This is a genomic window from Natronorubrum sulfidifaciens JCM 14089 (assembly GCF_000337735.1).
Classification (GTDB): Archaea; Halobacteriota; Halobacteria; order Halobacteriales; family Natrialbaceae; genus Natronorubrum; species Natronorubrum sulfidifaciens.
In genome coordinates, this window is record NZ_AOHX01000039.1 from 241,640 (window position 1) to 266,488 (window position 24,849).

Genomic DNA, 24,849 nt, shown 5'->3' on the forward strand with positions numbered 1-24,849 from the left:
GATATGGGTGTTCGTTCATTGTCATAATGTCGTCACGTCGAGAATGTTGACTACCTCTCCCCGTCCCCGTACTGTTGCACCGCTGAGCCCCGGAATCCCGCCCATGAATCCCTCGAACGGCTTGACAACGACCTCCTGTTGGCCGCGAACGCGGTCGCAGTGTAACACGACCGGGCGGACGTCGTCTCGGATACGGACGAGCATCCCGTCACCATCGTCCCCTTCGTGTGGCGTCTCGAGTGCGTCGTCGAGTTGGATCACCGAATACGCGTCGTCGTCGTCAGGGAGGACGGCGCGGCCGTCGACCTGTTCCAGTCTGTCGGCGGGTTCGATATCCAGAACGGATTTCGTCGGAATACCGAACACTTCGTCGCCGCTCTCGAGGAAGAGCACGTCGTCAATCGCAACCGTCACCGGAAGCGTCATCGTCACACGTGTGCCCTCGCCGCGGTCGCTGTCGATCGACACCGTCCCATCCAGATCCTCGATCGTTCGTTTGACGACGTCCATCCCGACGCCGCGACCGCTGATATCAGTCACTTCGTCGGTTGTCGAGAGTCCCGGATGGAAGATGAGGTCGGCCGCCTCCGCATCCGAGAGGTCGGCTGCTTCCGACTCGGTCAGCACGTCGGCATCGATGGCCTCGGATCGGAGTCGGTCGGGATCGAGCCCGCTACCGTCGTCTTCGACCGTAATCGTCACACCGTCGCGTGAGCGATCGGCGCGGACCTCGACGATTCCCGTGCGGGGTTTCCCGGCCGCCTCACGCTCGTCGGGTGCTTCGATCCCATGATCGACGGCATTACGGATCAGATGGGTCAGCGGATCGCCGATTCGGTCGAGAATACTCCGGTCGAGTTCGACGTCCTCGCCAGTCAGTTCGAACTCGACCGCTTTGTCCTGCTCGCGTGCGATGTCACGGACGACACGCGGGAGCCGGTTGGTCACCGACTCGAGTGGCACGAGTCGGACGTCCATCACTGTCTCCTGCAGTTCCGTCGTCAGATCCGAGAGGTCGTCGAGTTCCGTCTCGAGTGCAGCGACCTCCTCTCCGTCGGTGACGGCGTCCCGAAGTCGGACGCGCGTCGTGACCAGTCCCTCGACGAGGGTGAGCAACGAATCGATCTGGTCGACGTCGACTCTGATCGACTGGCTCTCGTCGGTCTGGTCGTCGGTGTCCGTTCGATCGGGCGAGTCGGGAAGCGTAACCTCCGGAATCCCGAACGTCGGCTCGTCGATCCGTCTGATGACGTCGTCGTCCTCGCTTTCCGTCTCGGTGTCGTCATCGAACGACGCCGTGGACCCCTCCGAGAACGTGGCTACACTCGTCTCGCCGGTGTCGTCGGCATCGAACTCCTCGCCGAACGCGTCATCAGAAGCGAAGTCGTCTCCGAACGCGTCGTCGAAGTCATCGTCACCGAACGCATCATCGAACGCGTCACCGTCACCGAACGCGTCGTCGAAGTCATCATCACTGAACGCACCATCGAGGTCATCGTCACCGTCGTCAAACTCGTCGTCCGGCTCCGTATACTCGGTGTAGTTCCCGAACGCCTCGTCACCGGCAAACGGATCGTCGGCCGATTCGTCCGCGAGCGAATCCGTCACGTCGACGTCGGTCGTGTCGTCGCCCTCGAGTGGGGTATCCGTCTCCGTTTCCACCGCCGATTCGGCGTCAGCGTCGGCATCTTCCCCGCTGCTGGCGGTTGTGTCGAGTGCTGAATCCGCTTCCGGTGGTGTCGACTCGGCTGCTGGCGTCGTCGGCTCGTCTCGGCCGTCTTCCGGCTGGGATTCGACTGAATCGGTGTCGACAGGTGTCGGCTCCGAATCGATATCGACTGCCGTCTCTCCGTGGGGTTCCGAGTCGGTTTCGTCCGACTCGAGCAACACGTCGTCGATTGACTCCTCGGTCGGTTCTGTGTCGTCGACGAGGCCAGTCTCATCGATCGGCTCCGTTTCGTCGAGGAACGAATCGTCGTCGACGTCGACGTCCTCGCCGAGGAGGTCGTCCATTCCGACTTCGTCCTCGCTGTCGAACTCGTCGAACTCGAGTTCGTCGAGCTCATCCTGAAGTTCATCGAAGCCGACCATCTCGACTTCGTCTTTGAGTTCGGCGAACACGGCGCTGGCGTCATCGACATCGTCGTCATCGGCCGCGGCCGACGGCGAATCAGCCGGTTCCGGCTCGGTGGCGGCCGCCCCGTCCGGCTCGTCAGCAGCGTCGGATGGGGAGTCATCAACGTCTCCTTGGGCACTCAGGTCGTCCTCACCGAGGAGGTCGTCGAACGCACCGGCGTCACCCATGTCGTCGAAGACATCGAGTTCGTCGTCGTCGATGTCTTCGACCATCTCGTCTAAGTCGTCGAACTCGTTGAACTCCTCGAGCAGTTCGTCGACCTCGAGTGACTTGGCTTCGTCCGACGAAATTCCGTCACCGGGGGCCGGCTGTGGGTCGGCAGCGGGGGCCGTCGCTGACGGCTCGGCGGTCTCGAGCGCGTCGAACCGGTCGGTTACGTTGATCAGTTCGAACGCCGCCACCTCATCAACCGGCTCGAGGCCGGACGTGATCGCGGCGTCACCGACTGCGCTGGCGAAGACGGCATCGACCCGGTCGTCGCCGGCGTCGATATCGCTTCGGGGTGGGTCGGTACCGAGCAGTTCGAACGCATCGATCAGCGCATCGACGACGAGGACGCCGGTGTTGACGTCGTTGCGCTCCGTGAGTCCGAGTCGAGTGAAGTAGATCTCGTGTCCGTCGTCCGTCGGCGGATCGACTCGCTTGAGAGCGGCGTCGATCTCCTCGGCCGACGGCGTCGTGATCGGTGTCGGCTCCGACTGGATGTCGAGCTGTCCACGGAGCGTTTCGATCGTCGCCGACGGATCGGTTTCGGTCTCGCCGTCGGCGGCAACCTCGTCGATCATCGTCTCGAGTTCGTCGACGCCCTCGAAGATCGCGTCCATCAGTTCGGGTGTCACCTCGATCTCGTCCGCCCTGACGGCATCGAGCAGATCTTCGATCGCGTGTGCGAGATCACTCGCGGCCTCGAGGCCCATCGCACCACAGTTGCTCTTGAGCGTGTGTGCGACACGGAAGATACTCTCCATCGCCTCGTCGTTGGTCGGCTCGCGCTCGAAGGTGAGCAACGCGTTGTTCAACTCCGTAATTCGGTCTTCGCTCTCTTGGACGAAGTCGCTCAAATAATCAGTCATCGGTCTCACCATCCGTGTTGAACGCGCCGACGATCGTTTCGACGAGGGCTGGGGCGGGCACGACGGTATCGACGCAGCCCGTTTTGATTGCTTGACAGGGGATTCCAAAGACTGGACTCGTCGCTTCGTCCTGTGCGATGGTGTGCCCGCCAGCGGCCTTGATCGCCTCGATCCCGGCGGCACCGTCTGCACCCATGCCGGTCAGGACGATACCACAGAGCCGGTCGTCGACCTGTTCGGCCGCCGTCTGCATCGTGACATCGATCGCTGGCCGCACGCCATGGAGGGGATCGCCGTCGTCGAGGCGCAAGCGGAGCCGTCCGCCGACGTTACTCGTCACCTCGAGGTGGGCATCGCCCGGAGCGACCGCGACTTCACCGGATCGGAGCAGCTCGCCGTCGGCCGCTTCTCGGACGTCGTACTCGCTGCGGGAATCGAGGCGGTGGGCAAACCGCTCGGTAAACTCCGCGGGCATGTGTTGGACGACGAGCACTTTCGCCTCGAGATCGGCCGGGAGGCGTTCGAACAGCCCTTCGATGATCTTCGGTCCACCTGTGGATGCACCGAGGACGACAGTTGGATTCTCTGCGAGGGTGGCTGTGTCTCCGACCAGTGGGTGGGTGCCATCGTTGGCGCTACCTGTCGGTTCGCTCCCGAGCCCGGTTTCGGCCGACGGATCGGGGCCGGGGCCGGTGGGAGGATGCGATGTCGTTTCGGTTCGGGCCAGTGGGTTGGAGTCGGCTTCGCCGGTCCCGGCGACTGCCTGACTCGTCGTGCCTGCGCCCTCGACGGAGGCCGACCGCGTCGCGTATGCGGAGGCGGCAGCGCGGGCGAGAGCAACGGATGAGGCGTTCGCATTCGCGAGTTCGTCGACTTTCTCGACGACGTCGGTGGTCAGATGAGTCACCGTCCGCGAGTCCGATCCGTCGGGTTTGTGCAGGAAATCAACTGCCCCTCGCTCGAGGGCGTCGAGCGTGGCTTCCGTCCCGCGGTCGGTGTGGACGCTGAGCATGAGGATCAGCGCCGGGTTCGTCGCCATGATCTGCTCGACAGCGTCGATCCCGTTGCATTCGGGCATTTCGACGTCCATCGTGATGACGTCTGGATCGTACGTTGCTGCGAGGTCGGTCGCTTCGCTGCCGTTCGTTGCCGTCTCGACGTTGTAGCCAGCCGTCGTGAGTGCGTTGTCGATGACTGTCCGCATAAACGGCGAATCGTCGACAACGAGTACTCGCGTCATGCCGCAACGACGTCTGAAAGGGCCTTTCTGACGCTGTGTTCTTCGAACGGCTTCGTGACGTACCCGTCTGCGCCAGCCTTCACGGCGAGTTTCATTTTTTCACGTTGCCCGACACTCGTACACATGATGACCTGTGCGTCCGGGTCGATCTTCTTGATCGCCGCGGTCGCCTTGATCCCGTTTGCTTTCGGCATCACGATGTCCATCATGACGATGTCGGGGTCGTGTTCTTTGTACAGTTTGACTGCTTCGGCGCCGTTGGACGCCTCTCCAATAATGCGGTAGTCCTGTTCCAAAATTTGGCGCAGTAAATTCCGCATAAAATGAGAGTCGTCCACGATGAGCACCCCTGTCGACATTCAGTAGTACACCAACCGCTGATAACAATACGACTACCATAAATGCTGTCTCCCTGTTATCAAGTCTGATAAGCACCGGATACGGAGTGCAGACGCCACTCAACGTCGACATCCTCGGTCCGGACGCTGTCGGAGTGGCCCCTACTCTGGTCGGTTTCGATGGCTGGATGCCTGCAAGAGGCGCTCGACATCGACCAGCGGCGTTACCTCGATGACGACCGTATTGGGCAACGTCGACCCGTCGTCCGTTGTTGCTTCCGACTCTGCTGACGACAGCAGTCCGCCACCGCCAGTTTCGGCCGTGTGACCGGTCTCCGATGGCGTGGTGACACTGGATTCGTCGGCGTCGTGCTCGTGTTCTTGCTCGAGAAGTGCCGTCACGAGCGGATGCTCGAGTGTGTCACCGGAGAGTCGCCGGTCTTCGATGGCCGTTTCGTCGAGAATATCGCTTTCGGGTATCGACTCGACACCGATGACATCGTCGACTCGGAGCGCCACGGACTGTTCGTCTGCCGGTCGGTCGAGCACGAGGAGGCGCTCTCGGCCGTCCGTGGTCCGTTCCTCGTCGCTCGGAAAGTGAACGCCGGGATCGACCACTGCGGTGACCTCTCCACGGAGGTCGACCATTCCCTCGATGGCGGGCGGTGTTCGCGGGACCCGTGTCACTTCGTCAGGGCGTTTCGCGAGTGTTCTCACCGCATCGACCGAAACGGCGAGCCGATGGGGGCCGCTCTCGAAGAACACGAACCGTTTGCGTTCCTCGTCTGGTTCGTCCGTCCCATCCGCGTGTTCCTGCTGTTGGCCGTCAACACCGTCGATATCGATTCCGAGAAGCTTTTCGGAGAGATCCGGGGCCATGTTCTTGGTCGTGTATCAGGTGCCATGAATAAAAACGTTGACTCCCGTTGTGTGCGGGGTCGGCGAGCGGCGCTCGTTTTTATATCGAACTCGTCGGGTTGTGTCAGCGCTCGACCATCCGGAATCTTTATTCGATACCGGTCGAAGTACGCACCAGCATGGTATCGGCGAGCAACCACGACGATTCCGACGACGGCGACGGTCCCATCACCGTTCTCACGTTCGACCTCGAGGCCGAACGATACTGCGTCAGGGCTGCTGCCGTCGCGTCCGTCCTCGGCGTGGCGGACGAACAATCGATCGGGTCGGCAACCGACCCGTGGAACGCAGGCACGGTCACGCTTGCCGGTGAGCGAGTCAGAGTTATTGACCTCCCACGGGCGTTTACGGCCGTCTCGCGGACGACCGCGCGAATCGCCGATCCAAAACTACTCGTCTTCACCGCGACCGACGCCGACGATGCCCACTACGGCTGGCTCGTCGACGACGTTGACGCCACCCGAACGGTCCGTCAGGACCGCCTCGAGCCGACACGAACGAGTACCCGGCTGGCACACGTCAAAGGCCGTCTCGAGATCGACGGCGACGACGTCATCTGGCTCGACGAACGGACGATCCACGACTGACGACGTCGGTCCGAGACGACACGCGAGTCGACCGGGCTGACTACCGCATTCCGGGCGGCGGTCCGTCGTCGGAATCGTCCTCGAGTTCGACGTCTAACCCCAGTTCCTCGCGTTGTTTTCGAAGGCGTTTGACCTGCCGGTAGTAGTAGGCAGCGCCAGCGCCGCCGATCACGACGACGGTCGCCACGAGGCCGATGAACAACGGAATGTCACGGTCGAGGTAGTATCGCAGTGAGATGGTGCTGTCGACGTCCTCCCACGTCAGCCGCTCGTGACTGTCGACGATTTCACGGTCGTAGCCGCTCGGATTGACGCTCCCGAACAGGAAGTTCGACGTCCGATGGTCTTCGGGGATCGTCACCTCGTACGACCCCTCCATGTACGCCGGCAACGTGAACGTCTTGCGCCCGGCATCGCCCGAAAACGCGAGCGTTCCGTTGCCGTCGGGAACTCGAACGTCGGTGCTCGTATCGCTCTGTTCGATATCCAACTCCGAGCCCGTCATCTCGGTCCCGTTTGGATGCCAGTAGCGGACGCTGTGGATGTCAAGCGCCCGGTCGCTGTAGATGTTTGAGCGATACAACGACAGCTCCTCGGTGTCCTCGAGGTCGTAGACGGCACGGAACTCGCCGTTGCTGATGATACTGCCGCCCTCGATGTCGATGGCGACGTCTGCGTCGCTCTCTCGGAGATCATCGTACTCCTGTTCGCGGTCGAGTTCCTCGTCGGAGATACCGCTGAAGAGTGCCGTACAGCCGGCTGCGCCGACGAGCAATCCGACCGCGAGAACTGCAAGAACGAGCCGTCGGTTCATTTACGGAACAACACAGCGGAGCTCCGCTGGCAGGTACTCGCCGACGCTCGCCAACAGGCCCGGTGGGTCGGTGTCTTCGGTGCAGATGACACTCTGTTCTAAGAGGCCGAGTCGCTCGACGGTCACGTAGTCCTGTGCGTGCCCAGCACGGTTGAGCGTTGCTCGAACCTCCGCACGGGTGGCGCTGTTGACGTTGAGTCGGCCGTTGCCTCGCGTCCACTCGTAGAGTCGATCCTGAGCCGCGTCGGCGAGCCGTGATGGCTCGTCGTCGCCGCCGTAGACGAACTCGAGGGGCAGGTGCTGGACCAATCCGTACCGTTCGCGGATCTGTGCCGGCGATCCCTGCCCGAGTCCGAGTTCGTCGGTCGGGATTCGGACGCCCTCGCCCTGTCCGGCATCGAGCACGAAGCCGTCGTCGTCCCACGACTCGAGGGTGCCGACGTACGTCTCGCCGGCCTCGAGGTCGGGAACGATCTCGCCGAACTCCTCGCCGAGGACGTTTCGGGCGACGGTCGCGTCGTCGCCCTCGATCGTGACCGAGGGAAAGTCATCGTGGCGGACACCGAGTTCGAACTCGACGTCGAGGTCGCCGATCTCGTTGTCGACCAGCGAGCGAAGCGAGTCGAGCGAACGCTCGCGGGCGTCGCCCTCGACGTAGAGTTTGGTTGCAAGGACGACCATTAGGCGTCCACGTCGATGTTGAGTTCGTCCTCGAGTGCCTCGAGGCGGTCGTCCATCGAACTGACGAGTCGGTTGTTGTCCATCGATTCAAGCGGCGAGCCACATTCGGGGCACTCGAAGCCGAAGTCCATCGCCTCGCCGAACTCGAAGCGGATGGAACAGATCTCACAGAGATAGAACTCGTGGTTGCGCTCGTACTCTCGACGGTCCGCTAAGGCGTCGTGGAGGCGGTACATCTCTTCCTCTAGGTTCTCCGGGATGTTGTCGTACTCGAAGGTCCAGAGATAGGTGAGCCACCCCGAATCCTCATCACGCAGCCGTCGATAGGTGGCGAGGTCGTTTTCGTACAGGATAAACAGCGCGCGGCGTACGTCGTTCAACTCGAGATCGAGTTCCTCAGCAAGCTCTTCGTCGGTCACTTCCCCGTCCGGCGGCGCTGCCGCGACGGGCATTCCCGTGGGACCGACCAGCTCGTGTAGGTACTTCTGGATAACCGGATCCTCGAGCAGGTCCTCAAAAGCCATTACCTACGTGTAACGCCGTCGGTCCATTAAGTCTTGTCAACTACCCCGCGTCGGGGGAAGGTACAGGAGGGTGGACAGCAGTTCTCGAGACGATGACTACCGACACCGACAGTGCCTGTCGGGGCGGGACGCCGTTCTCGACGGTCCATCGCCTCGAGTTCGACGTCCCATGGCCGCCGAAACACGTCGCCGCGTACGTGATCGACGGCCCCGAGCCGATCCTGATCGACGCCGGCGCGCCGGGCGAAGAAGCGAAACGAACCCTCGAAACTGGCCTCGAGCGCGTCGGATACGCCCCCGAGGAGATCGACCACGTGCTCGTGACCCATCCCCACAGCGACCACATCGGACAGATCCCGCCGCTCCGTGCCGGCGGTGCGACAATTCACGCGCCAGCAGTCGCGCTCGAGCGACTCGAACGCGAGCCGGCGGCCGTTCGCTCGAGCGTCCGTGAGGCAGCCGTCTCGGCGGGCTATCGCGGCGCGGCGCTCGACGAGGCCGTCGACGATCACATGGCGTCGTTTCACCGGGACCGCGAACTGCTCGACCCCGATTCGACGGTCTCGATCGATCCGGGATCGACGGTGTCGGTCGGCAGCCGCGAGTTCACGACCATTCCCACGCCGGGTCACGAAACCAGCCAGCTGTGTTTCGAGACCACCCTCGAGGAGACGACCGTGCTGTTTACCGGCGACGTCCTTATCGAACCGTTTCGCGCCGTCGCGTTTGACGTCGGCCTCGAGACGGGTGCCTACGACGGCCTCGAACGGTACGCGGAAGCGATGGACCGCCTCGAGGGGACGACGGCGACACACGGCATTCCCGGTCATGGCCCCGTTTTCGAGGAGCCACGTCGGGTCGTCGAACGCACGCGCGAGCGCCTGGAGACGTTGATCTCGGAGACTCGAGACGCGCTTGCTGCGATCGAACCCGCCACGCCACTTTCGGTGGCCGAACAGCGGGTCGGCAGCGTTCGACACATCGCTTCAGTGATCGATACGATGGCCGCACTCGGCACGCTTGAGCGACGGGACGTGGTTGCCGTCGATTGTGTGGACGGCGTTCGACAGTACCGAACAGTCTGAGTGACACGCGTCGTGTCGCTCACTCGGCGGATTCCGCGTCAGCGCCGTCTCCCGACTCGCGGCGCGTGTTCCAGACGGTTGCGACGATGACGAGCACGAGCGCCATCGCAAACCCATAGAAAATGCCCATCGCGACCGCTGTCGGAAGCGGGTGATTGGTCGCAAGCAACACGACAACGTTGAGGACGACGAGGAGTGGGCCGAGCATGAACCACTCGATCGGCGTCCGTGGAAGCGACATCGAGGACCCCATACAGACTCTGTCTCCCCGACCGCAGAAAAACTATACTGTCGGCCGTGACCGGCTTTGAATGTCGGTTTCAGCGGCTTCTCTGTACAGACTCCACAGACGTCGCGATGGGGCGAGCCTTGGGAGATCGATCCGGAGATCGGTCTGTGTCGTCCAGCCCAGTGAGCCGGCTACTCCTCGTCGGCCGATTCGACGCGTTTGCCCGTCTCCATCGGAATTACTCGTCGATCTGCGTCGTCCCACTCGCGCTCGAGTTCGCGGCCCTCGAACAGCCGATCCAAAAAGACGGCCAGTCCGGCGACCTCCGAGTGAGGCTGGTTGGTGACCCCGACGTTCCAGTCGGCCTCTTCGTAGACGTCGAAGGGAACTTTTTCAGCGCCGACGACCACGAGCAGTGGCTCGCCGGCATCCTGATGGGCGTCTCGAATCTCGCCTTCGACGTCCTGGACGCGCTCGCCGTACATCGTGAGGTGGACGATCTTTCCCGCCCAGTTTCGGAGCATCGCTTGCGGCGAGTCCGTCAGTTCGACGTCGAAGGGGCCGCCGAAGCGGTCAGTGATGTCCGCGACGGTTGCCTTCGACTGGCCAGCGTTGTCCGGGAAGCAGACGCGGTCGGCACCCAGTGCCCGCGCGGTCAGCCCGACGTGGGTCGTCATTCGCTCGTCACGGCCGGGGCGGTGACCGAGCCGGAGGATGACGACCTCGGCTGTCTCGTTCATGCTCGACTCTTCTGTTGTCTCTCATATGTGGGTTCGGTTTCCCGCGTCTGGAGTTTCCAGTCAATCTCTCACCAGTCGCTGCCGTGGCGCGGAGACGGTGGTCGGATGGCAAGCGCGCGACGGAGCCGTCGCTGACGGTAGGCTTTTTGAGGGGCCTGCCGTAGCGTAGCACATGCTGTGTGACACTCTGTCGAAGCAGGTGGTGGGATGGTAACGCCCGTTCGAGAGTGGATCGCGAACGCTCGAGAGGACAAATGGGGCGTGATCGTCGACCTCGTGTTTGCGATCGTCTGGGTGACGATGGTCGATCTCATTTTCCAGGTGATCGACGGGCCGACGTGGGCGTACTACATGCTCATGCTCGCCGGCATCGTCGCGTACTTCGGGCTGTTCTGGAACCTCGAGCTCGCAAAAGGGGGCCAAGAGCAAGACACCCGTCAGTGACGAACAGTTCGAACTTCTGACCGCTCTCGAGGGAACTTCGGGAGCGACACTGCAAAAAAAGAACGAGCAACGACGACGCAGTTACTCTTCTCGGATGTCGACAACGAGGACGGGGATGTCCGTCGACCGAAGGGTTCGCTCGGCGACACTGCCGAGTAAGACCCGTTTGACCCCGCCACGGCCGGCCGATCCCATGACGATCATGTCGACGTCGTTCTTCTCGGCGTAGCCAGCGATCCGGTCATGTGGCTGTCCGGCACCGACCGACTCGATGACCTCGAGGCCGTGTTCGGCGGCACGCTCGGCGACCGAGCCGGTGGCCGCATTGGCACGTTCCTGGATTTCGGGCATTTCGTCGTACTTGCCCTGTCGAATCCGGTCGACCTGTTCTGCGCCGAGTCCGATGTCCATCGCGCTTGTGTCGATGACGTACAGTGCGTGGACTGTGGCGTCGTATTTGGCTGCGATGTCGATTGCGTGCTCGACAGCGTTCTCTGCAACGGTACTACCGTCGGTTGGGACGAGTATTGTATCGTACATTGATCAGTCGTCAGCGGTGACGTCCTCTGCGGATTCCATCTGTTCCATCGGCTCTGGGCTGTGACACTGTCGGACGAGACGTTTGACGTCCTGAGGAGGGTTCTCAGTGATCAGCGAGACGATGATGATCGCAGCGAAGGCGAGTGGCACGCCGACCAGCGCCGAGGCGACACCTGGCACGATTGCGGCGAGTTCCGAGGAGACGGCGCCCTCGACGCCGGTGTACATCGGAATCGCAGTGTCGTTTGCGATTGCACCGAAGGAGACGACTATACCGGTGACCATCCCAGCCAGCGCCCCTTCTCGAGTGGCGTTCTCCCACCACAGACCGAGGAAGAACACCGGGAAGAACACACAGGCTGCGATTGCGAACGACATCGCGACCATTTCACCGATCAGTGCGGGCGGGTTCAGCGCGACGAGTGTCACGAGAATCCCGATGCCGAGGATCGTCGATCGGCCGACGATCATCTGTTCGCGCTGGGTCGACTCCGGTTTGTAGAGGTTCGTGTAGATGTCGTGTGCGGCTGCCGACGACGCGGAGATGAACAGTCCCGCAGTCGTCGCCAGTGCGGCAGCGACGGCACCAGCGGCGACGAGGCCGACGAGCCACTCGGGAAGATCCGCGAGCTGCGCCGTCAGCGCGACGAGTGCGTCACTGTCTGCAGCAGGCATTCCCATGAAAGTGTCTGCAACACCCTCGGTCACTGCCGTTTCAGCACCCGGCTGTGCTGGGTCTTCGTACAGCAGTCCGCCGAAGACGGCGTACACTGCAGTCCCCCAGTACAGGATACAGATGAACAGCAGTCCCCAGACGGTCGACCAGCGGGCGGTCCGCTCGTTGTCGACCGTGTAGAACCGCACGAGGACGTGTGGAAGACCACACGTCCCGAGGATCAGGCTGACCGTCAGCGCGACCCACGCGTAGAAGGTACTGAATGCGAACGGCTCGGCGAACTGCTGGTTGAGCTCGTCGATGAGCATGGCCGTCTCCGGACCGGTCTCGAGGTACGGGAAGACGGTCGACCAACCCTGCGACCAGCCGACGGCGTAGAGGCCGAGCGTGAACGCGATGATGAGGATGACGTACTGGATCGCCATGTTCTTCGTCGTTCCGAGCATGCCCGAGAGCGCGACGTAGGCGATCGTGACACCCATGAAGATGACCACACCGGCCTCGTAGGACAGGCCGAGGATGTACTGTGCCATCAGGCCCATGCCACTCCCTTGACCGATCGCGTACACGAACGCGATGACGAGCGTGGTGAACGCAGCGAGACCGCGTGCGCGTTGGGAGTAGAACCGGTCACCGACGAAGTCGGGTGCGGTGTACTTCCCGAAGCGGCGGAACTGTGCGGCCATGAAGATCAACAGGATGAAGTACCCCGTCGTCCAGCCGACGACGAATCCAAGGCCGTAGTACCCTGCTGTCGCAATCAGCGCTGCGACACCGAGGTACGATGCGGCACTCATCCAGTTTGCACCGATCGCCATCCCGTTCTCGATGGGACCGATAGATCGACCGGCAACCCACAGTTCGTCGACTGCGGCGACCCGGAAGAAGTATCCAACACCGAGGAACAGCACCATCATCCCGATAACGGTCAGCGCCGGAATGAGCTTGAAACCGGGGTCGAGTGCGGTTTCGTACTGCAGGGGAACCGACTCTATCATTGTTCACCTCCGTCCGTGGCGGTTGCGGCCGCACCGGTCTCCTCTTCTGTTTCGTGGCTGATACCGTACTTCGTGTCCAGTTTGTCGCGGTACCAGGCGTAGACTGCCGACAGCACCAGCGCAGCGGCCGGGGCGACGATTGCCGTCAGGAAGAAGTTGAGCGGGTAGCCATTGAGTACTCGAGTCTCGGTCATAAACTCCGGCGCGAAGTAACTCGCCGTCACCGGGCCGAAGACGAACGCCAGCCAAACCGCAAACAGCCCGAAGATCATCTTCAGGTTGTCCCGCATGAACGGGGTCGCTGGCTTGAATAGATTGATCTCTTCGTCTAGGTAGTCGACGGTCTGTGCTCCTTCTGTGCCCGTGGCGGTTCCGCCGTCGGGTTGTGGTTCGTTATCTCCCATTCGCTTCTCCTCCAATGTCGTGTGATTCAGTCGGCACGTCGCCGTCCGTGTCGACGGTCCGTCCCAATCTGTGAGTGATATTCTCTGTCATGTGTTTTGACCCGTGTTCGTGTCGTGCGTGGTTGGTATCTGAAAGAAAGGGTCCCCGAGTTAGCCTTCGTTAACCTGTGCTGCGATGTCGTCGACGACTTCGGGGTTTCGCAGTGTCGATGTGGTTCCGAGTTCGTTACCGCTTGCGATGTCCTCGAGCAGGCGGCGCATGATCTTTCCGGACCGAGTCTTCGGCAGCTCGGGCGTGAAGATCACTTCTTCGGGCTTGGCGATCGGGCCGATCGAATCGAGGATTGCGTCGACTGCTTTCTCCTCGAGTTCGGCACCGGGTTCGGAGCCGTCTTCGGGGATGGCGTAGACGTAGACGGCTTCGCCTTTGACCTCGTGGTCGCCGCCGACGACGGCGGCTTCGGCGATCCCTTCGACGCCGACGACGGCCGATTCGATCTCCATCGTGCCCAGTCGGTGACCGGAGACGTTGATCACGTCGTCGACACGACCGAGGACGGTGATGTAGCCGTCTTCGTCGATCTTTGCGCCGTCTTCGGGGAAGTAGACCCACTCGTCGTTGTCGGGGTCGGAGTACTCCGTCCAGTACTCGTTGACGAAGCGCTCGTCGTTCCGGTAGAGCGTCCGGAGCATGCCGGGCCACGGCTTCTGGACCGTCAGATAACCTGCCTGACCAGCGTCGACTTGCTCGCCAGCCTCGTCGACGATCTGTGCGTCGATGCCGGGTAGGCCGGGACCGGCCGCACCGGGTTTCATATCACAGACGCCGGGGAGGGTCGTGATCATGTGCCCACCGGTTTCGGTCTGCCACCAGGTGTCGACGATCGGACACTCGCCGCCACCGATGTTGTCGTAGTACCATTTCCACGCGCGTGGGTTGATCGGCTCCCCGACGGTGCCGAGCAGGCGCAGCGAAGAGAGGTCGTGCTGTTCGGGGTACTGCTCGCCCCATTTCATGAACGCACGGATGGCCGTCGGTGCGGTGTAGAAGACGTCGACTCGGTTTCGCTCGATGATGTCCCAGAAGCGGTCCTTCTCTGGGTAATCCGGCGTCCCCTCGTACATCACGGTGGTCGTTCCGAGCGCGAGCGGCCCGTAGAGGATGTAGGAGTGACCCGTAATCCAGCCGATGTCGGCCGAACACCAGTAGGTGTCTTCGGGTTTCAGGTCGAGCACCGAGTGGGACGTCCACGCGGAGTACGCGAGGTAGCCACCCGTCGTGTGTTTGACGCCTTTCGGTTTGCCCGTCGTTCCCGACGTATACATCAGGAACAGCATGTCCTCGGAGTCTCGAGCGACCGGCTCGACGCTTTCGCCGGCGTGCTCGTCGATGAGCTCGTCATAGTCGTGTTGAGTCTCCGAGAGGGAGTGTTCGAGGTCGTCACCGAGTCGGTCGACGACGACGGTCGTCGTCTCGTGGTCGACGTCCGCGAGACCCTCGTTGGTCTTCGAGATGTGATCGAGTGCGTCACCGCGGCGGTAGTAGCCGTCACAGGTGACTAGGTACTCGCTGTCGGCGTCGTTCATTCGGGTCGCCAGCGCGTCGGCCGAGAAGCCGGCGAAAACGACGCTGTGTGGCGCACCGAGCCGGGCACACGCGAGCATCGCGATCGGGAGCTCGGGTACCATCGGCATATACAGCGTGACGACGTCGTCTTCCTCGACGCCGAGGTCACGCAGCGTTGCCGCGAACTCGTTGACCTCGTTCAGGAGGTCACCGTACGTGTACGTTCGCGTCTCGCCGAGTTCTCCTTCCCACTTGATCGCAGCGCGGTTTTTCGCCCCGTCCTCGACGTGGCGGTCGAGACAGTTCTGCGAGGCGTTGAGCTTTCCGTTCGTGAACCACTGGTAGCTCGGTGCGTCCGATTCGTCTAAGACGTCGTCGTAGTCTTCGTCCCAGTCGAGAAACTCCGCAGCGCGCTCCCAACACTCCGGCCAGTTTTCGTCGAACTCCTCATAGATCCCCGGGTCCGAAACGTTCGCCTGTTCGACGAACGATTCGGGCGGTTCAAACGTGTCTTGTTCCTCGAGTCGAGCCTCGAGGCTGCCATCCTCCTGTGACATGATACAACAATTCAATATGCTACTACCATAGTAAAGCCGGCATCTAGTTGTGCAAAATCGGGCCCCATTCAGGGAGGTAATATAGGGAATATTGACTGTAATAGGAGGGAATATCTGTGTGTATGGGGTCGAATCCCGTTCTGATCGGGCGCGCGACACGGCCGGTGGCGGCGAACGCGGCCGACGACGGCTGGAGGCGGACGTAACAATCCCACCGAACTCTAGAGACTTAGCATCGCAGCCGACTCGCGGAGACGCGTTCGACCGGACGACTGGACTGGATGCCAGACGAACGGGTTCCCGACGTGGTTATCATCCCCGAGGACGGCCGCGACTTCGCGACCGACATCTCACTGACGGCTGTCCGACAGTATTAGTCGCTGGCGGACGGTTCGATGTCCTCGCTGGAGGGATCGTCGAAGAACGTCCGCAGGAGTTCGTGTTGGCCCTTCCGGAGATGATTGTGCAACGTCGGTGAGGAGACGCCCATCGCGTCAGCGATCTCCTCGGCGGTGCTCTCGCGCGGCCAGTCGTAGTAGCCGCCGAAGTACGCCGCCCGTAGCGAGGCCTCCTGTCGGTCTGTGAGGCGGTCCTCGAGTCCCTCACGGAACTCGCGGGCAGTCTGGACGGTTCGTTCGGCTTCGCGCTTGCCGACCAGTTCCGAGTTGGGGAAGCCAGAACGCAGGCCGGCGAGAATCGTCCGCAAATCGGCGTCGGCTGCCGATTCGGCCGTGATCGTCGTCACGCCGCCTTCGGTGACGGCGTCGACGACCGTGACGCCGTACTCGGTGAGCGTCAGCGTCGGCGACGATCCTTCGACGATGAACTCGACGCGCCAGCCGTCCTCGTCGGTCTCGACCAGCCGACAGTCGTCGATGCCGGGGTCGTCCGCCGCGAGATCGAAAACGTCCGCCGGTGAGGCGTTCTGTAGCCGCACGTAGTACAGCTGTGTCGACTCGGAGATCGGGACGAGCGAGTCGAGTTCGAACCGACAGCCGAGTTGCTCTGAGGCGTCGACGAAAAACGAGTCGTCGTCGCGACAGGCGAACTCGAGTTCGACGACGCGATCCGAGAGCAGGAGGTTCCGTCGACGGATCGCGGCGATCGCATACCCGATCTGCTTTCCGATCGTCGTGAGCCACTGGCGTTCGTCGGCGTCGAACGCCTGTGGTCTGTCGGTTGCGACAGTCAGCGTGCCGTATACCGTGTCGCCGTATGGGAGTGGGACACGCGCGAGTGCGCCCTCGTTGCCGACCTCTGCACTGCTGTCGACGCCGCCCTCGACGGCGAGGTCCACACCGGTTGCAACCGACACCGTCGTCTCGCCGTCGTCGGTCGCCGCCCCATCGGTCCACTGCTCAGGAACGAGGCTGTCGACGGCTGTCGGATCGATACCGCTCGAGGCACGCCAGTCCGTCCGCCGCTCCGTCACTGTCGCCCGGTCGATCCAGGCGTACGTGTAGGCTTGCCCGCCGGTCAGTGCCGCACAGGTCCGTGTCTCGACTTCTTCGTGGTCGGTCGACTCGAGGAGCGACCGCGCGACGGCACGGTGGGCCCGGGCGACCGCATACCGTCCCTCGAGTTCGTCACGACGGGATTGAACGGTCTCGAACGCCTCGTGGGAGGCCGAAACGTCGCGAACGAAGACGGCGAAGCCACGGTGGCGGCCCCGGTCGTCCCGCAGCGGCGAGATAACCTCGGTCGCCCGGAACTGTGAGCCGTCTTTGTGCACGCGCCAGCCCTCGGTTTCGGAGCCGGATTCCTCCAGTGCCGCCGACAACGCCTGTTCGGGGACGCCATCGTCGACGGCCGCGTCCGTATAAAAGGTCGAGACGTGTGTCCCAACGATTTCGCCGGCCCGGTAGCCGAACATCGACGCTGCGCTTCGATTCCACCGTTCGACGTAGCCGTCGACATCGAGTCGGAGCAGCGCGTACCGGTCGCTTGCAGCCAGCAGCAGGCGAATAACGCTGTCATCGCTCACCATCGGTTCGTCCCGCGTCCTCGAGCGACTGTGTGCCGGTCCGGACGGTCGCTCGACGGCGTCGAAGGCGTCGACGATTTCCGCGTCCGTCGGCTCGGCGAGATACGGCTCGAGCGCTTCGAAACTCCCCCAGCCGCCGACGGTTTTGACGACTCTGGGGTTGACGGCGTGGTCGACGAGCGCAGTGTGGGCGAAATACTGGCGCAGGTCGCTCGTCGAGCAGTCGGCCAGCGCCGGCAGTTCGTACAGTTCGCTGGCCCGGTCGGCGACATCTGAAACCAGCATCTGGAGTCGACGGGCCGTGACGGGGAAGATTCGATCGTCAGTCGAGAGATCGTTGCTTCGTGCGTATCGACGGAGTTCCCGTTCGACGTGGGTCGGCAGGTACGCCGTCCGATCCGCGCCGTCATCGACGGCCGGCACACGAATCAGATACCGCGGCGGATCGATCCGAACCTGTTCGATGCTGTCGATAGTGAGTTCGGTGAGTTCTGTCGGCCGAAGCCCCACGTCACCACAGAGACGAACGACGAGCGCTTCGCGGTACGTTTCGGCGGCGTCGAGGAGCGACTCGTAGTGCTCACGCGAGAGGTCCGCCGAGTCGGTCACCTCGAGATCCATACTTCGTGGTTTCTAACGACACGAATATAATTGTGTCGGCAATCACACTGTTTGCGACACAGAATCGAGTTCCGGTCAGCGTCGACGCGATATTCTACTTCGCGGTATTTGAAAGTTCGAAATCAGTTCGACTCTGTCACTCCTCGCCGATCTCCGCTTGGATCTCGCCGACGATCTCGGGGTTTCGGAGCGCGCTCGTATCCCCGAGTTCGTGGCCGTTCGCGACGTCCTCGAGCAGGCGGCGCATGATCTTCCCCGAGCGTGTCTTGGGGAGTTCGGGTGTAAAGAGAATCTCCGTCGGCCGCGCGATCGGACCGATCGCCGTTTCGATGCTGTCGATGATCGCCTCGCGAACCGCCGCGTCGTCGTCGTAGCCGCCTTCGGTGCTCACGTAGGCGTAGACGTCCGTTCCGTTCGTCTCGCTCGAGCGACCGACGACGGCGGCTTCGGCGACGCCGGCGACGCCGGTGATCGCGCTTTCGATCTCGGTCGTACTCAGTCGCCGGCCGGAGACGTTGATCACGTCGTCGATGCGGCCGAGCACGGTGATGTAGCCGTCCTCATCGATCCGGGCGGTGTCGCCGCTGAAATAGCGCCAGTCATCGGTGTCCGGGTCGGAGAAGCGATCCCAGTACTCCGCTTGGAAGCGCTTGTCGCCGTCGTACAGCGTTCGGGCCATGCCCGGCCACGGCCGGGCGATGGTGAGATAGCCGGAGTCGCCGGAATCGACTTCGGTTCCGGTGCTGTCGACCACACGGACGTCCATTCCGGGGAGGCCCGGCCCTGCTGCGCCGGGTTTCATCTCGCTGACGCCCGGCAGCGTCGACACCGTTACGGCCCCCGTCTCGGTTTGCCACCAGGTGTCGACGATCGGACACTCCTCGTTCCCGATGTGTTCGTAATACCAGTTCCACGGTCGTGGACTGATCGGTTCGCCGACGGTGCCAAGCAGGCGCAACGAGGAGAGGTCGTGTCCGGCGGGATACTCCGATCCCCATTTCATGAACGCGCGAATGGCCGTCGGCGCGGTGTAGAAGATGTCGACCGCGTTTCGGTCGACGATCTCCCAGAGCCGATCCCGGTCGGGGTAGTCGGGCGTTCCTTCGTACATTACGGTGGTCGTCCCGAGTGCGAGCGGCCCGTAGACGATGTAGGTGTGGCCCGTGATCCAGCCGATATCGGCCGCACACCAGTAGGTGTCCTCGGGTTTGACGTCGAGGACGGCGTGACTCGTCCAAGCCGCGTGCGAGAGATACCCGCCTGTCGTGTGGACGACGCCTTTCGGCTCGCCGGTGGTGCCCGAGGTGTACATCAGAAACAGCATATCCTCGGCCTCTCTCGGCACCGGATCGATGGTTTCGCCCGCGAACGTCTCCCGAAGTTCGTGGTAATCGTACTCGTCGTCACCGAGGACGTGTGGGAGGTCGTCACCAAGTCGGTCGACGACGACCGTGCTAACGTCTTGCTCGAGTTTCAACCGGGCGTTGTCCGCCTTGCTCTTTTGGTTGAACGCATCGCCGCGTCGGTAGTAGCCATCACAGGTGACCAGAAACTCGCTGTCGGCGGCGTCCATTCGCGTCGCCAGCGCGTCGGCCGATAAGCCGGCGAAGACGACGTTGTGTGGCGCACCGATCCGGGCACACGACAGCATCGCGATCGGCAACTCAGGGATCATCGGCAGATAGATCGTCACAACGTCGTCTTCCTCGACGCCGAGGTCACGCAGGGCCGCGGCGAACTCGTTGATCGCGACGTAGAGATCACGATAGGTGTAGGTCTTGCGCTCCCCGTGTTTGCCCTCCCAGCGGATCGCCGTGTGGGTTTTGCGTCCCGACTCGAGGTGCCGGTCGACGCAGTTTTCGGCGGCGTTGAGCGTTCCGTCGGGAAACCACTGGTAGGACGGGGCGTTCTCGTCATCGAGAACGGTCTCGTACGGCTTGCGCCACGAGAGCAAGTCGGCCGCCCGTTCCCAGCACTCGGGCCAGTTTTCCTCGAACTCGTCGTAGATCCCCGGATCCGAGACGTTTGCCTGTTCGACGAACGACGGCGGAGGGCTTCGGGGCGATCCGGTGAGGACAGGACGGTCATGTCCACACCCGTTCCGATCGACCATAGTCGTTCGAACCGAAGACAGTCAGCGGAATAAACGTTCCTCCGAACCATGTCCGGCCGACGGATCGACCGCCGACCAGTTAGTGTAACTCGAGGAACCGTCGGTCGTCACCCCGGTCGCCGACAGCCGGATAGAGCACGACGAAGTTTCCGTCCGTCGCCGTCGAGACCTCCGTCGGGAGTGTCTCGAGTGCCGGCTGCCATCCCATCGTCCTGCGGCGCGCGCTGATCGGAACGACGAGGGCAGTCTCGCTGACATCCTCGCGGAGCCGGGTCGAGACGTCGTCCCAGCTCTCGACCCGCTCGAACGTCGCGGGGACGTCCGGTCCACCGATCTCGAACAGGTGCTTGAACTGCTCGGGCGAGTCGTCGATGACGAGTGCGCGAATCGGCGCACCAACCTGTGTCGCGAGATGCTCGAGCGTGTGGACGGCCTCGTAGAACCCGTCGTTGTGCTCGATTCCCGGCGGAAGGATGGCGACGACTTCAGTCGTCGTGTTCAGCGGCTGGCGAACGTGCGAGATCAGGACGAGCTGTGTCGACCGTGCGAGAACCTGATCGATCACGTGACCGAAGATCCGACGGTGGCGTGGAGTGCCGTCCCAGCCGATCACCAGCGTCGTGATCCGGTTTTCGAGGGCGGCGCGGACGATTCCTGACGCGACGTTTCGCTCGACACGGGTTTGGCGCTCGACGGGGACCTCGGCACCGGCCGCGTACGCCTCGAGTTCCTCGAGCGTGGATTCGATCGCAGCGACATCGGCCTCGGCTTGTGAGCCGGGCCGAGCAACGCTCAGGGTGTACAGTGGCTGGTCGTCGTCGGCCTCGCGAACGAGCACGGCAAGATCGAGCAGTGATTCGCGGTACTGGGAGGTACGTGAGAACGGAACCATCACTCGCTGTGGCGCAGTTCGCGGATCGTACGCCGTCTGTTCGGACGCACGGACGATCGACCGGCCGTAGCGATCGACGATCGCGGGGCTGAGAACGCCGACGACGAGGATCATCAGCACGACGGCGTTGAGCATCGCCTCGCCAAGCAAGCCCTGATCGAATCCGATGAGCACGATCGCGAGTGCCGCCGCGGCCTGCCCGATCGAGAGTCCGAACATGGTCATCATCTCGGCGGTGGTGTAGCCGTAGCGCCGCGCGGTCAGCCAGGCCGCAGCGTACTTCGTCGTAAGGACGAGCGCGACGAACGTGGCGGTTATCAACAGCGCCTCGAGGCCGCTGGTCAACACGCGGACGTCGACGAGCATCCCAACCGAGAGCAGGAAAAAGGGGATGAACAGCGCGTTGCCGACGAACTCGATTCGGTTCATCAACGGACCTCGTTGGGGGATCAACCGGTTGAGGACGAGCCCGGCGAGGAACGCCCCGACGATGTGTTCGACGCCGGCGAGTTCGGCAAGCGAGGCACAGACGAACAGGACGGCCATCACGAACAGGAACTCGACGGAGCTCTCCTGGTCGACTGTCCGGAAGAACCATCGCGCGAGTCGCGGGACGAGCAGCCAGACACCGGCGAAAAAGAGGGCGAGACCGCCCGCGAGCTCGAGCCAAAAGCGCGGTCCGAGCCCGCCGTCGTCCCCGGCGATGACGACAGCGAGGACGAGCAACGCGAGCGTGTCGGTGATGATCGTCCCACCGATCGTCGACGTGACGCTCTCGTTTGTCGTGATCCCGAGCCGGCTGACGACGGGATAGGCAAGCAGCGTATGAGAGGCGAATATGGCCGCGAACAGTGCTGTCGCGCCCATCGAAAGCCCAAGTGCGTAGTAGCCCACGACCATCCCGATGGCCTGTGGGATCACGAACGACAACAGCCCGAAGACGAGACTTCGCTCTTTGTACTCGATGAACTGTGTGAGGTTGATCTCGAGGCCCGCGACGAACATCAGGTAGACGATTCCGACCTCGCCGAGCAGCACGATTGTCTCGTCGCGCTCGAGGATTTCGAATCCGTTCGGGCCGATTGCAGCGCCGACGACGATGATCCCGACGAGTCCCGGGAGACGATACCGGTCCAACACCAGCGGCGCGACCAGAAAGACGATCATCGCGACCCCAAAGATGAGAATCGGATCGGTAACGGGAAGCGTCGGCGCAGGGTCCATCAGCCGTCGCTCCCGCCGGTATCACCCGAGTGTCGCTGACACTGCCCACTCGCGGCCGTCATTGCGTGGCGAGCACGACAGACGGGTTATTCGATCGTCGAGTCGATGTCCGAAACGTCCTCGGGATCGACCGTCGCACCGGGTTCGCGAACGACGTACACGTCGTAGCGCTGATCGTTTGCGACCGGGCTCCCAACGCTCGACTGCGGTGCGATCACCGAGCCAGCGTTCTCCGAGCCGATGAAGACGACCGATGCGTCGATTTCGCCCGCGATTCGACGGATCTCACGAACGACGTTCGTCGTCGACGTCGACGTCGGTTCGTCCGAACTCACGCGCTCGGTGTGGACAGTTGCCTCCGGTGCGACCTCGTCGGCTCGCACGTTCATCCCTGCTTCGATCGCTTCGGGGTCGAACGGCTCGCCCTCTGTGATCCAGCCCCGTTCTCGAGCGTACTCGGCGTCGTCCGGAATGACCGTCAGCACGATGACCTCCTCGTCGAGTAACGCTCCGAACGTGGATGCTTTCTCGAGGGCAGTTTGTGCCAGTTCCGAACCGTCGAACGGGACGAGTAACGTCATACCTCTATCTCGTACGACAGCCGAGGTAAATGTTCGGTCTCCAACAACCGGGACCCGGTCGCCCTCAGGTGGACTCACCGTCAATGATCAGCACCGGCCGGGTCGTGGATCTGACGACGCGGTCGACAGTGCTCCCGAGCAGCGCCCGTCGGAACGACGAGCGGCCGCGAGCACCGATCACGATCGCACTCGCGTCGTGCTCATCCGCGTACGCGACGATTTCTTCGTACGGAACGCCCGATCGAATCGTCGTTTCGACTGAGACGCCAGCATCGCCAGCGGCCTCAGCGAGGGCCTCGAGGGACTCGGTTGCCTGTTCGCGTTGTCGCTCCCTCACTTCCTCGGGGTCGACGATCGCGTTGTCGTACTCGGTTCGACGCTCGAGGACGGCGATCCCGTACAGCGTTGCATCGAACCGGGTGGCGAGTTCGACCGCATGCGAGACGGCTTCGCGTGCCGTCTCGCTCCCATCGGTCGCAACCAGAATCGACTCGTACATGCGGGTACATACGGCACACTCCCAGTAAGTCCTGTCCTTGTCTCCGTTCCCGACCGGAGCCGCCTCTGGAATCGAAATCTCGTAGCACTATATGATGGCGTTCGTACGGCCACGTATGACTGAGGAAGTCCCGGTCAAGTTCACGGATCTCCTTCTCCTCGGAGTCGTCTCGCTCGGTGGCGGGATTCTCATCGCGTCATTGATCCTCACACCAACGCTCTCCACACAGTTTATCAGCGTCATTTTCCTCGGCACGATGTTGCTGGCGTTTTTCCTGTTCATTCCGGTGCTTGGGGTGCGGCTGTTCCTCGAAGAACGGAACGACGAGTCGGAGTAGCAGTCGGGCGATCCGTCGTCGTCACTGCTCGCCGATCACCGATCCCACCACCCCGTGATCGGCCGCAATCGTCTGCGAATCGAAGCCGTCTACAGCGCCGGTCAGCGGCGGGTGGCGTTGCTATCGGGCATCGTCGAGTGGCGCACTGGCCCGTTCATATCGGCGCGCTCCGACGGCGGTGGTGCCATCGTCGAGTAGCGTGTCCCACTGCCACCGGACGTGTCGTGATTCCGGTCCGACCCGAGGCTCCCATCGAGCAACCCGTCGTCCGCATCCGACTCGGCCCCGTCTTCGGTCGTGTCGTCCTCACGCTCGCTCTCCCCGCCGGCAGCGCTGGTGCTCGCCTCCTCGAGTCGGTCTCGAAGCTGCTCGAGGTCGTCACCGATCCCGTCGAACGAAGACGCCATCGCCGATCGAAGCTGGTCACCGAGTTCGCTGGACGACTCTGCCCCGCCTGTCTCGGCGTCGTCGCAAGCGGACGTGTCGTCACCGTCACGTTCGAGAATATCGTCGAGGCCACTGGCCTCGCTCACTGTCTCGGCGGCCGACTCGATCGTCTCTCGGACGCTCCCGTCGTCGTTTTCGGACTCGTCAGCCGTGTCCGCTTTAGCGTCGGCCTTCGGTTCGGAGTCGTCGCCCGCCGCGCCGTCGCCAATCGACTCCCGTAACTCGCCGACGGCTCCCTCGAGTGCGCTCTCATCGCCCCTATCAGCAAGTTTCGAGAGGTTCAGCAGTCGCTGTAACGTCTCGACCTGTTCCGGATCGCCCTGTGCGATCGCCGCCGGAATCGAATCCGGTTCCGTCCCGTCCGGGAGCGTCTCGAGATCGACTGCCTCGAGCAGGTCGTCCGGGTCGGCCGACTCGAGCAGGTCGTTCGCCTTCGCCGCGGTCTCGAGCAAGTCCGTCTGGGCCGCGTCGTCGTCTTCCCCGTCGGCCTCGTCTGTCGAGACAAGCGAGCCGCTGGACGCATCGGTCTCGTGCAGTACCTCGTTGACGTGTTCGCGTAGTTCTTGGCTCATCTGTCGTGTCTCGCGTCTAAAGCCGCA

Annotated in this window: 23 protein-coding genes; 4 read left to right on the forward strand and 19 right to left on the reverse strand. The window is 62.8% G+C overall.

The window, feature by feature from the left end; translation table 11 throughout:
• Positions 1-21: 21 nt before the first annotated feature.
• The 4 genes from C495_RS11100 to C495_RS11115 all read right to left on the reverse strand — a co-directional run bounded on the left by C495_RS11100 (position 22) and on the right by C495_RS11115 (position 5,667).
• A complete protein-coding gene (locus tag C495_RS11100) occupies positions 22-3,210 on the reverse strand; it encodes a chemotaxis protein CheA (protein WP_049890282.1) in 3,189 nt (1,062 codons plus the stop codon).
• Positions 3,203-4,450, reverse strand: coding sequence for a chemotaxis-specific protein-glutamate methyltransferase CheB (gene cheB, locus C495_RS11105; protein ID WP_008162924.1), 1,248 nt, complete (start codon positions 4,448-4,450; stop codon positions 3,203-3,205). Before cheB ends, C495_RS11100 begins: the two co-directional genes overlap by 8 nt.
• Positions 4,447-4,809 (reverse strand): chemotaxis protein CheY, encoded by a 363-nt coding sequence (gene cheY, locus C495_RS11110; RefSeq protein ID WP_008162926.1) that lies wholly within the window; start codon positions 4,807-4,809, stop codon positions 4,447-4,449. The genes cheB and cheY overlap by 4 nt, the downstream gene beginning before the upstream one ends.
• A gap of 141 nt (positions 4,810-4,950) precedes the next feature.
• Entirely contained in the window at positions 4,951-5,667 is a 717-nt protein-coding gene (locus C495_RS11115; protein WP_008162928.1) for a chemotaxis protein CheW, read from the reverse strand.
• Positions 5,668-5,825: 158 nt separating this feature from the next.
• Between C495_RS11115 and C495_RS11120 the strand changes: the two genes are divergently transcribed.
• Positions 5,826-6,293 (forward strand): chemotaxis protein CheW, encoded by a 468-nt coding sequence (locus C495_RS11120; protein WP_008162929.1) that lies wholly within the window; start codon positions 5,826-5,828, stop codon positions 6,291-6,293.
• A gap of 40 nt (positions 6,294-6,333) precedes the next feature.
• Here the strand turns inward: C495_RS11120 and C495_RS11125 are convergent, their stop codons facing one another.
• Genes C495_RS11125 through C495_RS11135 form a run of 3 tightly spaced genes read right to left on the reverse strand, consistent with a single transcriptional unit; the run spans position 6,334 to position 8,312 of the window.
• Positions 6,334-7,107, reverse strand: coding sequence for a DUF5803 family protein (locus tag C495_RS11125; protein ID WP_008162932.1), 774 nt, complete (start codon positions 7,105-7,107; stop codon positions 6,334-6,336).
• A complete protein-coding gene (locus C495_RS11130; RefSeq protein ID WP_008162933.1) occupies positions 7,108-7,788 on the reverse strand; it encodes a DUF2110 family protein in 681 nt (226 codons plus the stop codon). It abuts the gene before it with no gap.
• Positions 7,788-8,312, reverse strand: a complete 525-nt coding sequence (locus C495_RS11135; protein WP_008162935.1) for a transcription factor TFIIE subunit alpha — start codon at positions 8,310-8,312, stop codon at positions 7,788-7,790. Before C495_RS11135 ends, C495_RS11130 begins: the two co-directional genes overlap by 1 nt.
• A 92-nt stretch (positions 8,313-8,404) precedes the next feature.
• Here C495_RS11135 and C495_RS11140 point away from each other — a divergent pair, with 92 nt between their 5' ends.
• Positions 8,405-9,397, forward strand: a complete 993-nt coding sequence (locus C495_RS11140; protein ID WP_008162937.1) for an MBL fold metallo-hydrolase — start codon at positions 8,405-8,407, stop codon at positions 9,395-9,397.
• Between the two features lie 19 nt (positions 9,398-9,416).
• On the opposite strand, the gene C495_RS11145 is transcribed toward C495_RS11140, so the two are convergent.
• Both C495_RS11145 and C495_RS11150 read right to left on the reverse strand, forming a co-directional pair.
• Positions 9,417-9,650, reverse strand: a complete 234-nt coding sequence (locus C495_RS11145; RefSeq protein WP_008162939.1) for a hypothetical protein — start codon at positions 9,648-9,650, stop codon at positions 9,417-9,419.
• A 167-nt stretch (positions 9,651-9,817) separates the two neighbouring features.
• A complete protein-coding gene (locus C495_RS11150; RefSeq protein ID WP_008162941.1) occupies positions 9,818-10,366 on the reverse strand; it encodes a tRNA (cytidine(56)-2'-O)-methyltransferase in 549 nt (182 codons plus the stop codon).
• Positions 10,367-10,573: 207 nt separating this feature from the next.
• Here C495_RS11150 and C495_RS11155 point away from each other — a divergent pair, with 207 nt between their 5' ends.
• On the forward strand, positions 10,574-10,810 hold the full coding sequence (locus C495_RS11155; RefSeq protein WP_008162943.1) for a hypothetical protein: 237 nt from the start codon (positions 10,574-10,576) through the stop codon (positions 10,808-10,810).
• Positions 10,811-10,891: 81 nt separating this feature from the next.
• Here C495_RS11155 and C495_RS11160 read toward each other — a convergent pair whose 3' ends face one another.
• The 9 genes from C495_RS11160 to C495_RS11200 form a co-directional block, all read right to left on the reverse strand.
• Positions 10,892-11,350 (reverse strand): universal stress protein, encoded by a 459-nt coding sequence (locus C495_RS11160; RefSeq protein WP_008162945.1) that lies wholly within the window; start codon positions 11,348-11,350, stop codon positions 10,892-10,894.
• 3 nt (positions 11,351-11,353) lie between these two features.
• The gene (locus tag C495_RS11165) at positions 11,354-13,024 is read right to left on the reverse strand and encodes a solute symporter family protein (RefSeq protein WP_008162947.1); all 1,671 of its coding nucleotides are present in this window, start codon (positions 13,022-13,024) and stop codon (positions 11,354-11,356) included.
• Entirely contained in the window at positions 13,021-13,428 is a 408-nt protein-coding gene (locus C495_RS11170; protein ID WP_008162948.1) for a DUF4212 domain-containing protein, read from the reverse strand. Before C495_RS11170 ends, C495_RS11165 begins: the two co-directional genes overlap by 4 nt.
• A gap of 150 nt (positions 13,429-13,578) precedes the next feature.
• A complete protein-coding gene (gene acs / locus C495_RS11175; protein WP_008162950.1) occupies positions 13,579-15,552 on the reverse strand; it encodes an acetate--CoA ligase in 1,974 nt (657 codons plus the stop codon).
• A 373-nt stretch (positions 15,553-15,925) separates the two neighbouring features.
• Positions 15,926-18,157, reverse strand: coding sequence for a bacterio-opsin activator domain-containing protein (locus C495_RS11180; protein ID WP_008162952.1), 2,232 nt, complete (start codon positions 18,155-18,157; stop codon positions 15,926-15,928).
• A gap of 136 nt (positions 18,158-18,293) precedes the next feature.
• Complete coding sequence (gene acs, locus C495_RS11185) at positions 18,294-20,270, reverse strand: acetate--CoA ligase (RefSeq protein ID WP_008162954.1); 1,977 nt, start codon at positions 20,268-20,270, stop codon at positions 18,294-18,296.
• 79 nt (positions 20,271-20,349) lie between these two features.
• A complete protein-coding gene (locus C495_RS11190; RefSeq protein ID WP_008162956.1) occupies positions 20,350-22,386 on the reverse strand; it encodes a cation:proton antiporter in 2,037 nt (678 codons plus the stop codon).
• A gap of 86 nt (positions 22,387-22,472) precedes the next feature.
• Complete coding sequence (locus C495_RS11195; RefSeq protein ID WP_008162957.1) at positions 22,473-22,967, reverse strand: universal stress protein; 495 nt, start codon at positions 22,965-22,967, stop codon at positions 22,473-22,475.
• 64 nt (positions 22,968-23,031) lie between these two features.
• Complete coding sequence (locus C495_RS11200; protein ID WP_008162959.1) at positions 23,032-23,466, reverse strand: universal stress protein; 435 nt, start codon at positions 23,464-23,466, stop codon at positions 23,032-23,034.
• Positions 23,467-23,581: 115 nt separating this feature from the next.
• Between C495_RS11200 and C495_RS11205 the strand changes: the two genes are divergently transcribed.
• Entirely contained in the window at positions 23,582-23,803 is a 222-nt protein-coding gene (locus tag C495_RS11205; RefSeq protein WP_049890313.1) for a hypothetical protein, read from the forward strand.
• Positions 23,804-23,904: 101 nt separating this feature from the next.
• On the opposite strand, the gene C495_RS11210 is transcribed toward C495_RS11205, so the two are convergent.
• Positions 23,905-24,822 carry a hypothetical protein gene (locus tag C495_RS11210; protein ID WP_008162962.1) on the reverse strand — a complete coding sequence of 306 codons (918 nt, stop codon included), beginning with the start codon at positions 24,820-24,822 and terminating at the stop codon, positions 23,905-23,907.
• Between the last annotated feature and the right edge of the window lie 27 nt (positions 24,823-24,849).

What these genes read in the sequence shown, in the direction of transcription:
- cheY (WP_008162926.1), bottom strand. Translation starts at nt 4,809, where the DNA reads ATGTCGACAGGGGTGCTCATCGTGGACGACTCTCATTTTATGCGGAAT.
- C495_RS11200 (WP_008162959.1), bottom strand. Translation starts at nt 23,466, where the DNA reads ATGTACGAGTCGATTCTGGTTGCGACCGATGGGAGCGAGACGGCACGC.
- C495_RS11165 (WP_008162947.1), bottom strand. Translation starts at nt 13,024, where the DNA reads ATGATAGAGTCGGTTCCCCTGCAGTACGAAACCGCACTCGACCCCGGT.
- acs (WP_008162954.1), bottom strand. Translation starts at nt 20,270, where the DNA reads ATGGTCGATCGGAACGGGTGTGGACATGACCGTCCTGTCCTCACCGGA.
- C495_RS11190 (WP_008162956.1), bottom strand. Translation starts at nt 22,386, where the DNA reads ATGGACCCTGCGCCGACGCTTCCCGTTACCGATCCGATTCTCATCTTT.
- C495_RS11140 (WP_008162937.1), top strand. Translation starts at nt 8,405, where the DNA reads ATGACTACCGACACCGACAGTGCCTGTCGGGGCGGGACGCCGTTCTCG.
- C495_RS11150 (WP_008162941.1), bottom strand. Translation starts at nt 10,366, where the DNA reads ATGAACGAGACAGCCGAGGTCGTCATCCTCCGGCTCGGTCACCGCCCC.
- C495_RS11180 (WP_008162952.1), bottom strand. Translation starts at nt 18,157, where the DNA reads ATGGATCTCGAGGTGACCGACTCGGCGGACCTCTCGCGTGAGCACTAC.
- acs (WP_008162950.1), bottom strand. Translation starts at nt 15,552, where the DNA reads ATGTCACAGGAGGATGGCAGCCTCGAGGCTCGACTCGAGGAACAAGAC.
- C495_RS11170 (WP_008162948.1), bottom strand. Translation starts at nt 13,428, where the DNA reads ATGGGAGATAACGAACCACAACCCGACGGCGGAACCGCCACGGGCACA.
- C495_RS11130 (WP_008162933.1), bottom strand. Translation starts at nt 7,788, where the DNA reads ATGGTCGTCCTTGCAACCAAACTCTACGTCGAGGGCGACGCCCGCGAG.
- C495_RS11120 (WP_008162929.1), top strand. Translation starts at nt 5,826, where the DNA reads ATGGTATCGGCGAGCAACCACGACGATTCCGACGACGGCGACGGTCCC.
- C495_RS11135 (WP_008162935.1), bottom strand. Translation starts at nt 8,312, where the DNA reads ATGGCTTTTGAGGACCTGCTCGAGGATCCGGTTATCCAGAAGTACCTA.
- C495_RS11160 (WP_008162945.1), bottom strand. Translation starts at nt 11,350, where the DNA reads ATGTACGATACAATACTCGTCCCAACCGACGGTAGTACCGTTGCAGAG.
- C495_RS11210 (WP_008162962.1), bottom strand. Translation starts at nt 24,822, where the DNA reads ATGAGCCAAGAACTACGCGAACACGTCAACGAGGTACTGCACGAGACC.
- cheB (WP_008162924.1), bottom strand. Translation starts at nt 4,450, where the DNA reads ATGACGCGAGTACTCGTTGTCGACGATTCGCCGTTTATGCGGACAGTC.
- C495_RS11100 (WP_049890282.1), bottom strand. Translation starts at nt 3,210, where the DNA reads ATGACTGATTATTTGAGCGACTTCGTCCAAGAGAGCGAAGACCGAATT.
- C495_RS11115 (WP_008162928.1), bottom strand. Translation starts at nt 5,667, where the DNA reads ATGGCCCCGGATCTCTCCGAAAAGCTTCTCGGAATCGATATCGACGGT.
- C495_RS11195 (WP_008162957.1), bottom strand. Translation starts at nt 22,967, where the DNA reads ATGACGTTACTCGTCCCGTTCGACGGTTCGGAACTGGCACAAACTGCC.
- C495_RS11145 (WP_008162939.1), bottom strand. Translation starts at nt 9,650, where the DNA reads ATGGGGTCCTCGATGTCGCTTCCACGGACGCCGATCGAGTGGTTCATG.
- C495_RS11155 (WP_008162943.1), top strand. Translation starts at nt 10,574, where the DNA reads ATGGTAACGCCCGTTCGAGAGTGGATCGCGAACGCTCGAGAGGACAAA.
- C495_RS11205 (WP_049890313.1), top strand. Translation starts at nt 23,582, where the DNA reads ATGACTGAGGAAGTCCCGGTCAAGTTCACGGATCTCCTTCTCCTCGGA.
- C495_RS11125 (WP_008162932.1), bottom strand. Translation starts at nt 7,107, where the DNA reads ATGAACCGACGGCTCGTTCTTGCAGTTCTCGCGGTCGGATTGCTCGTC.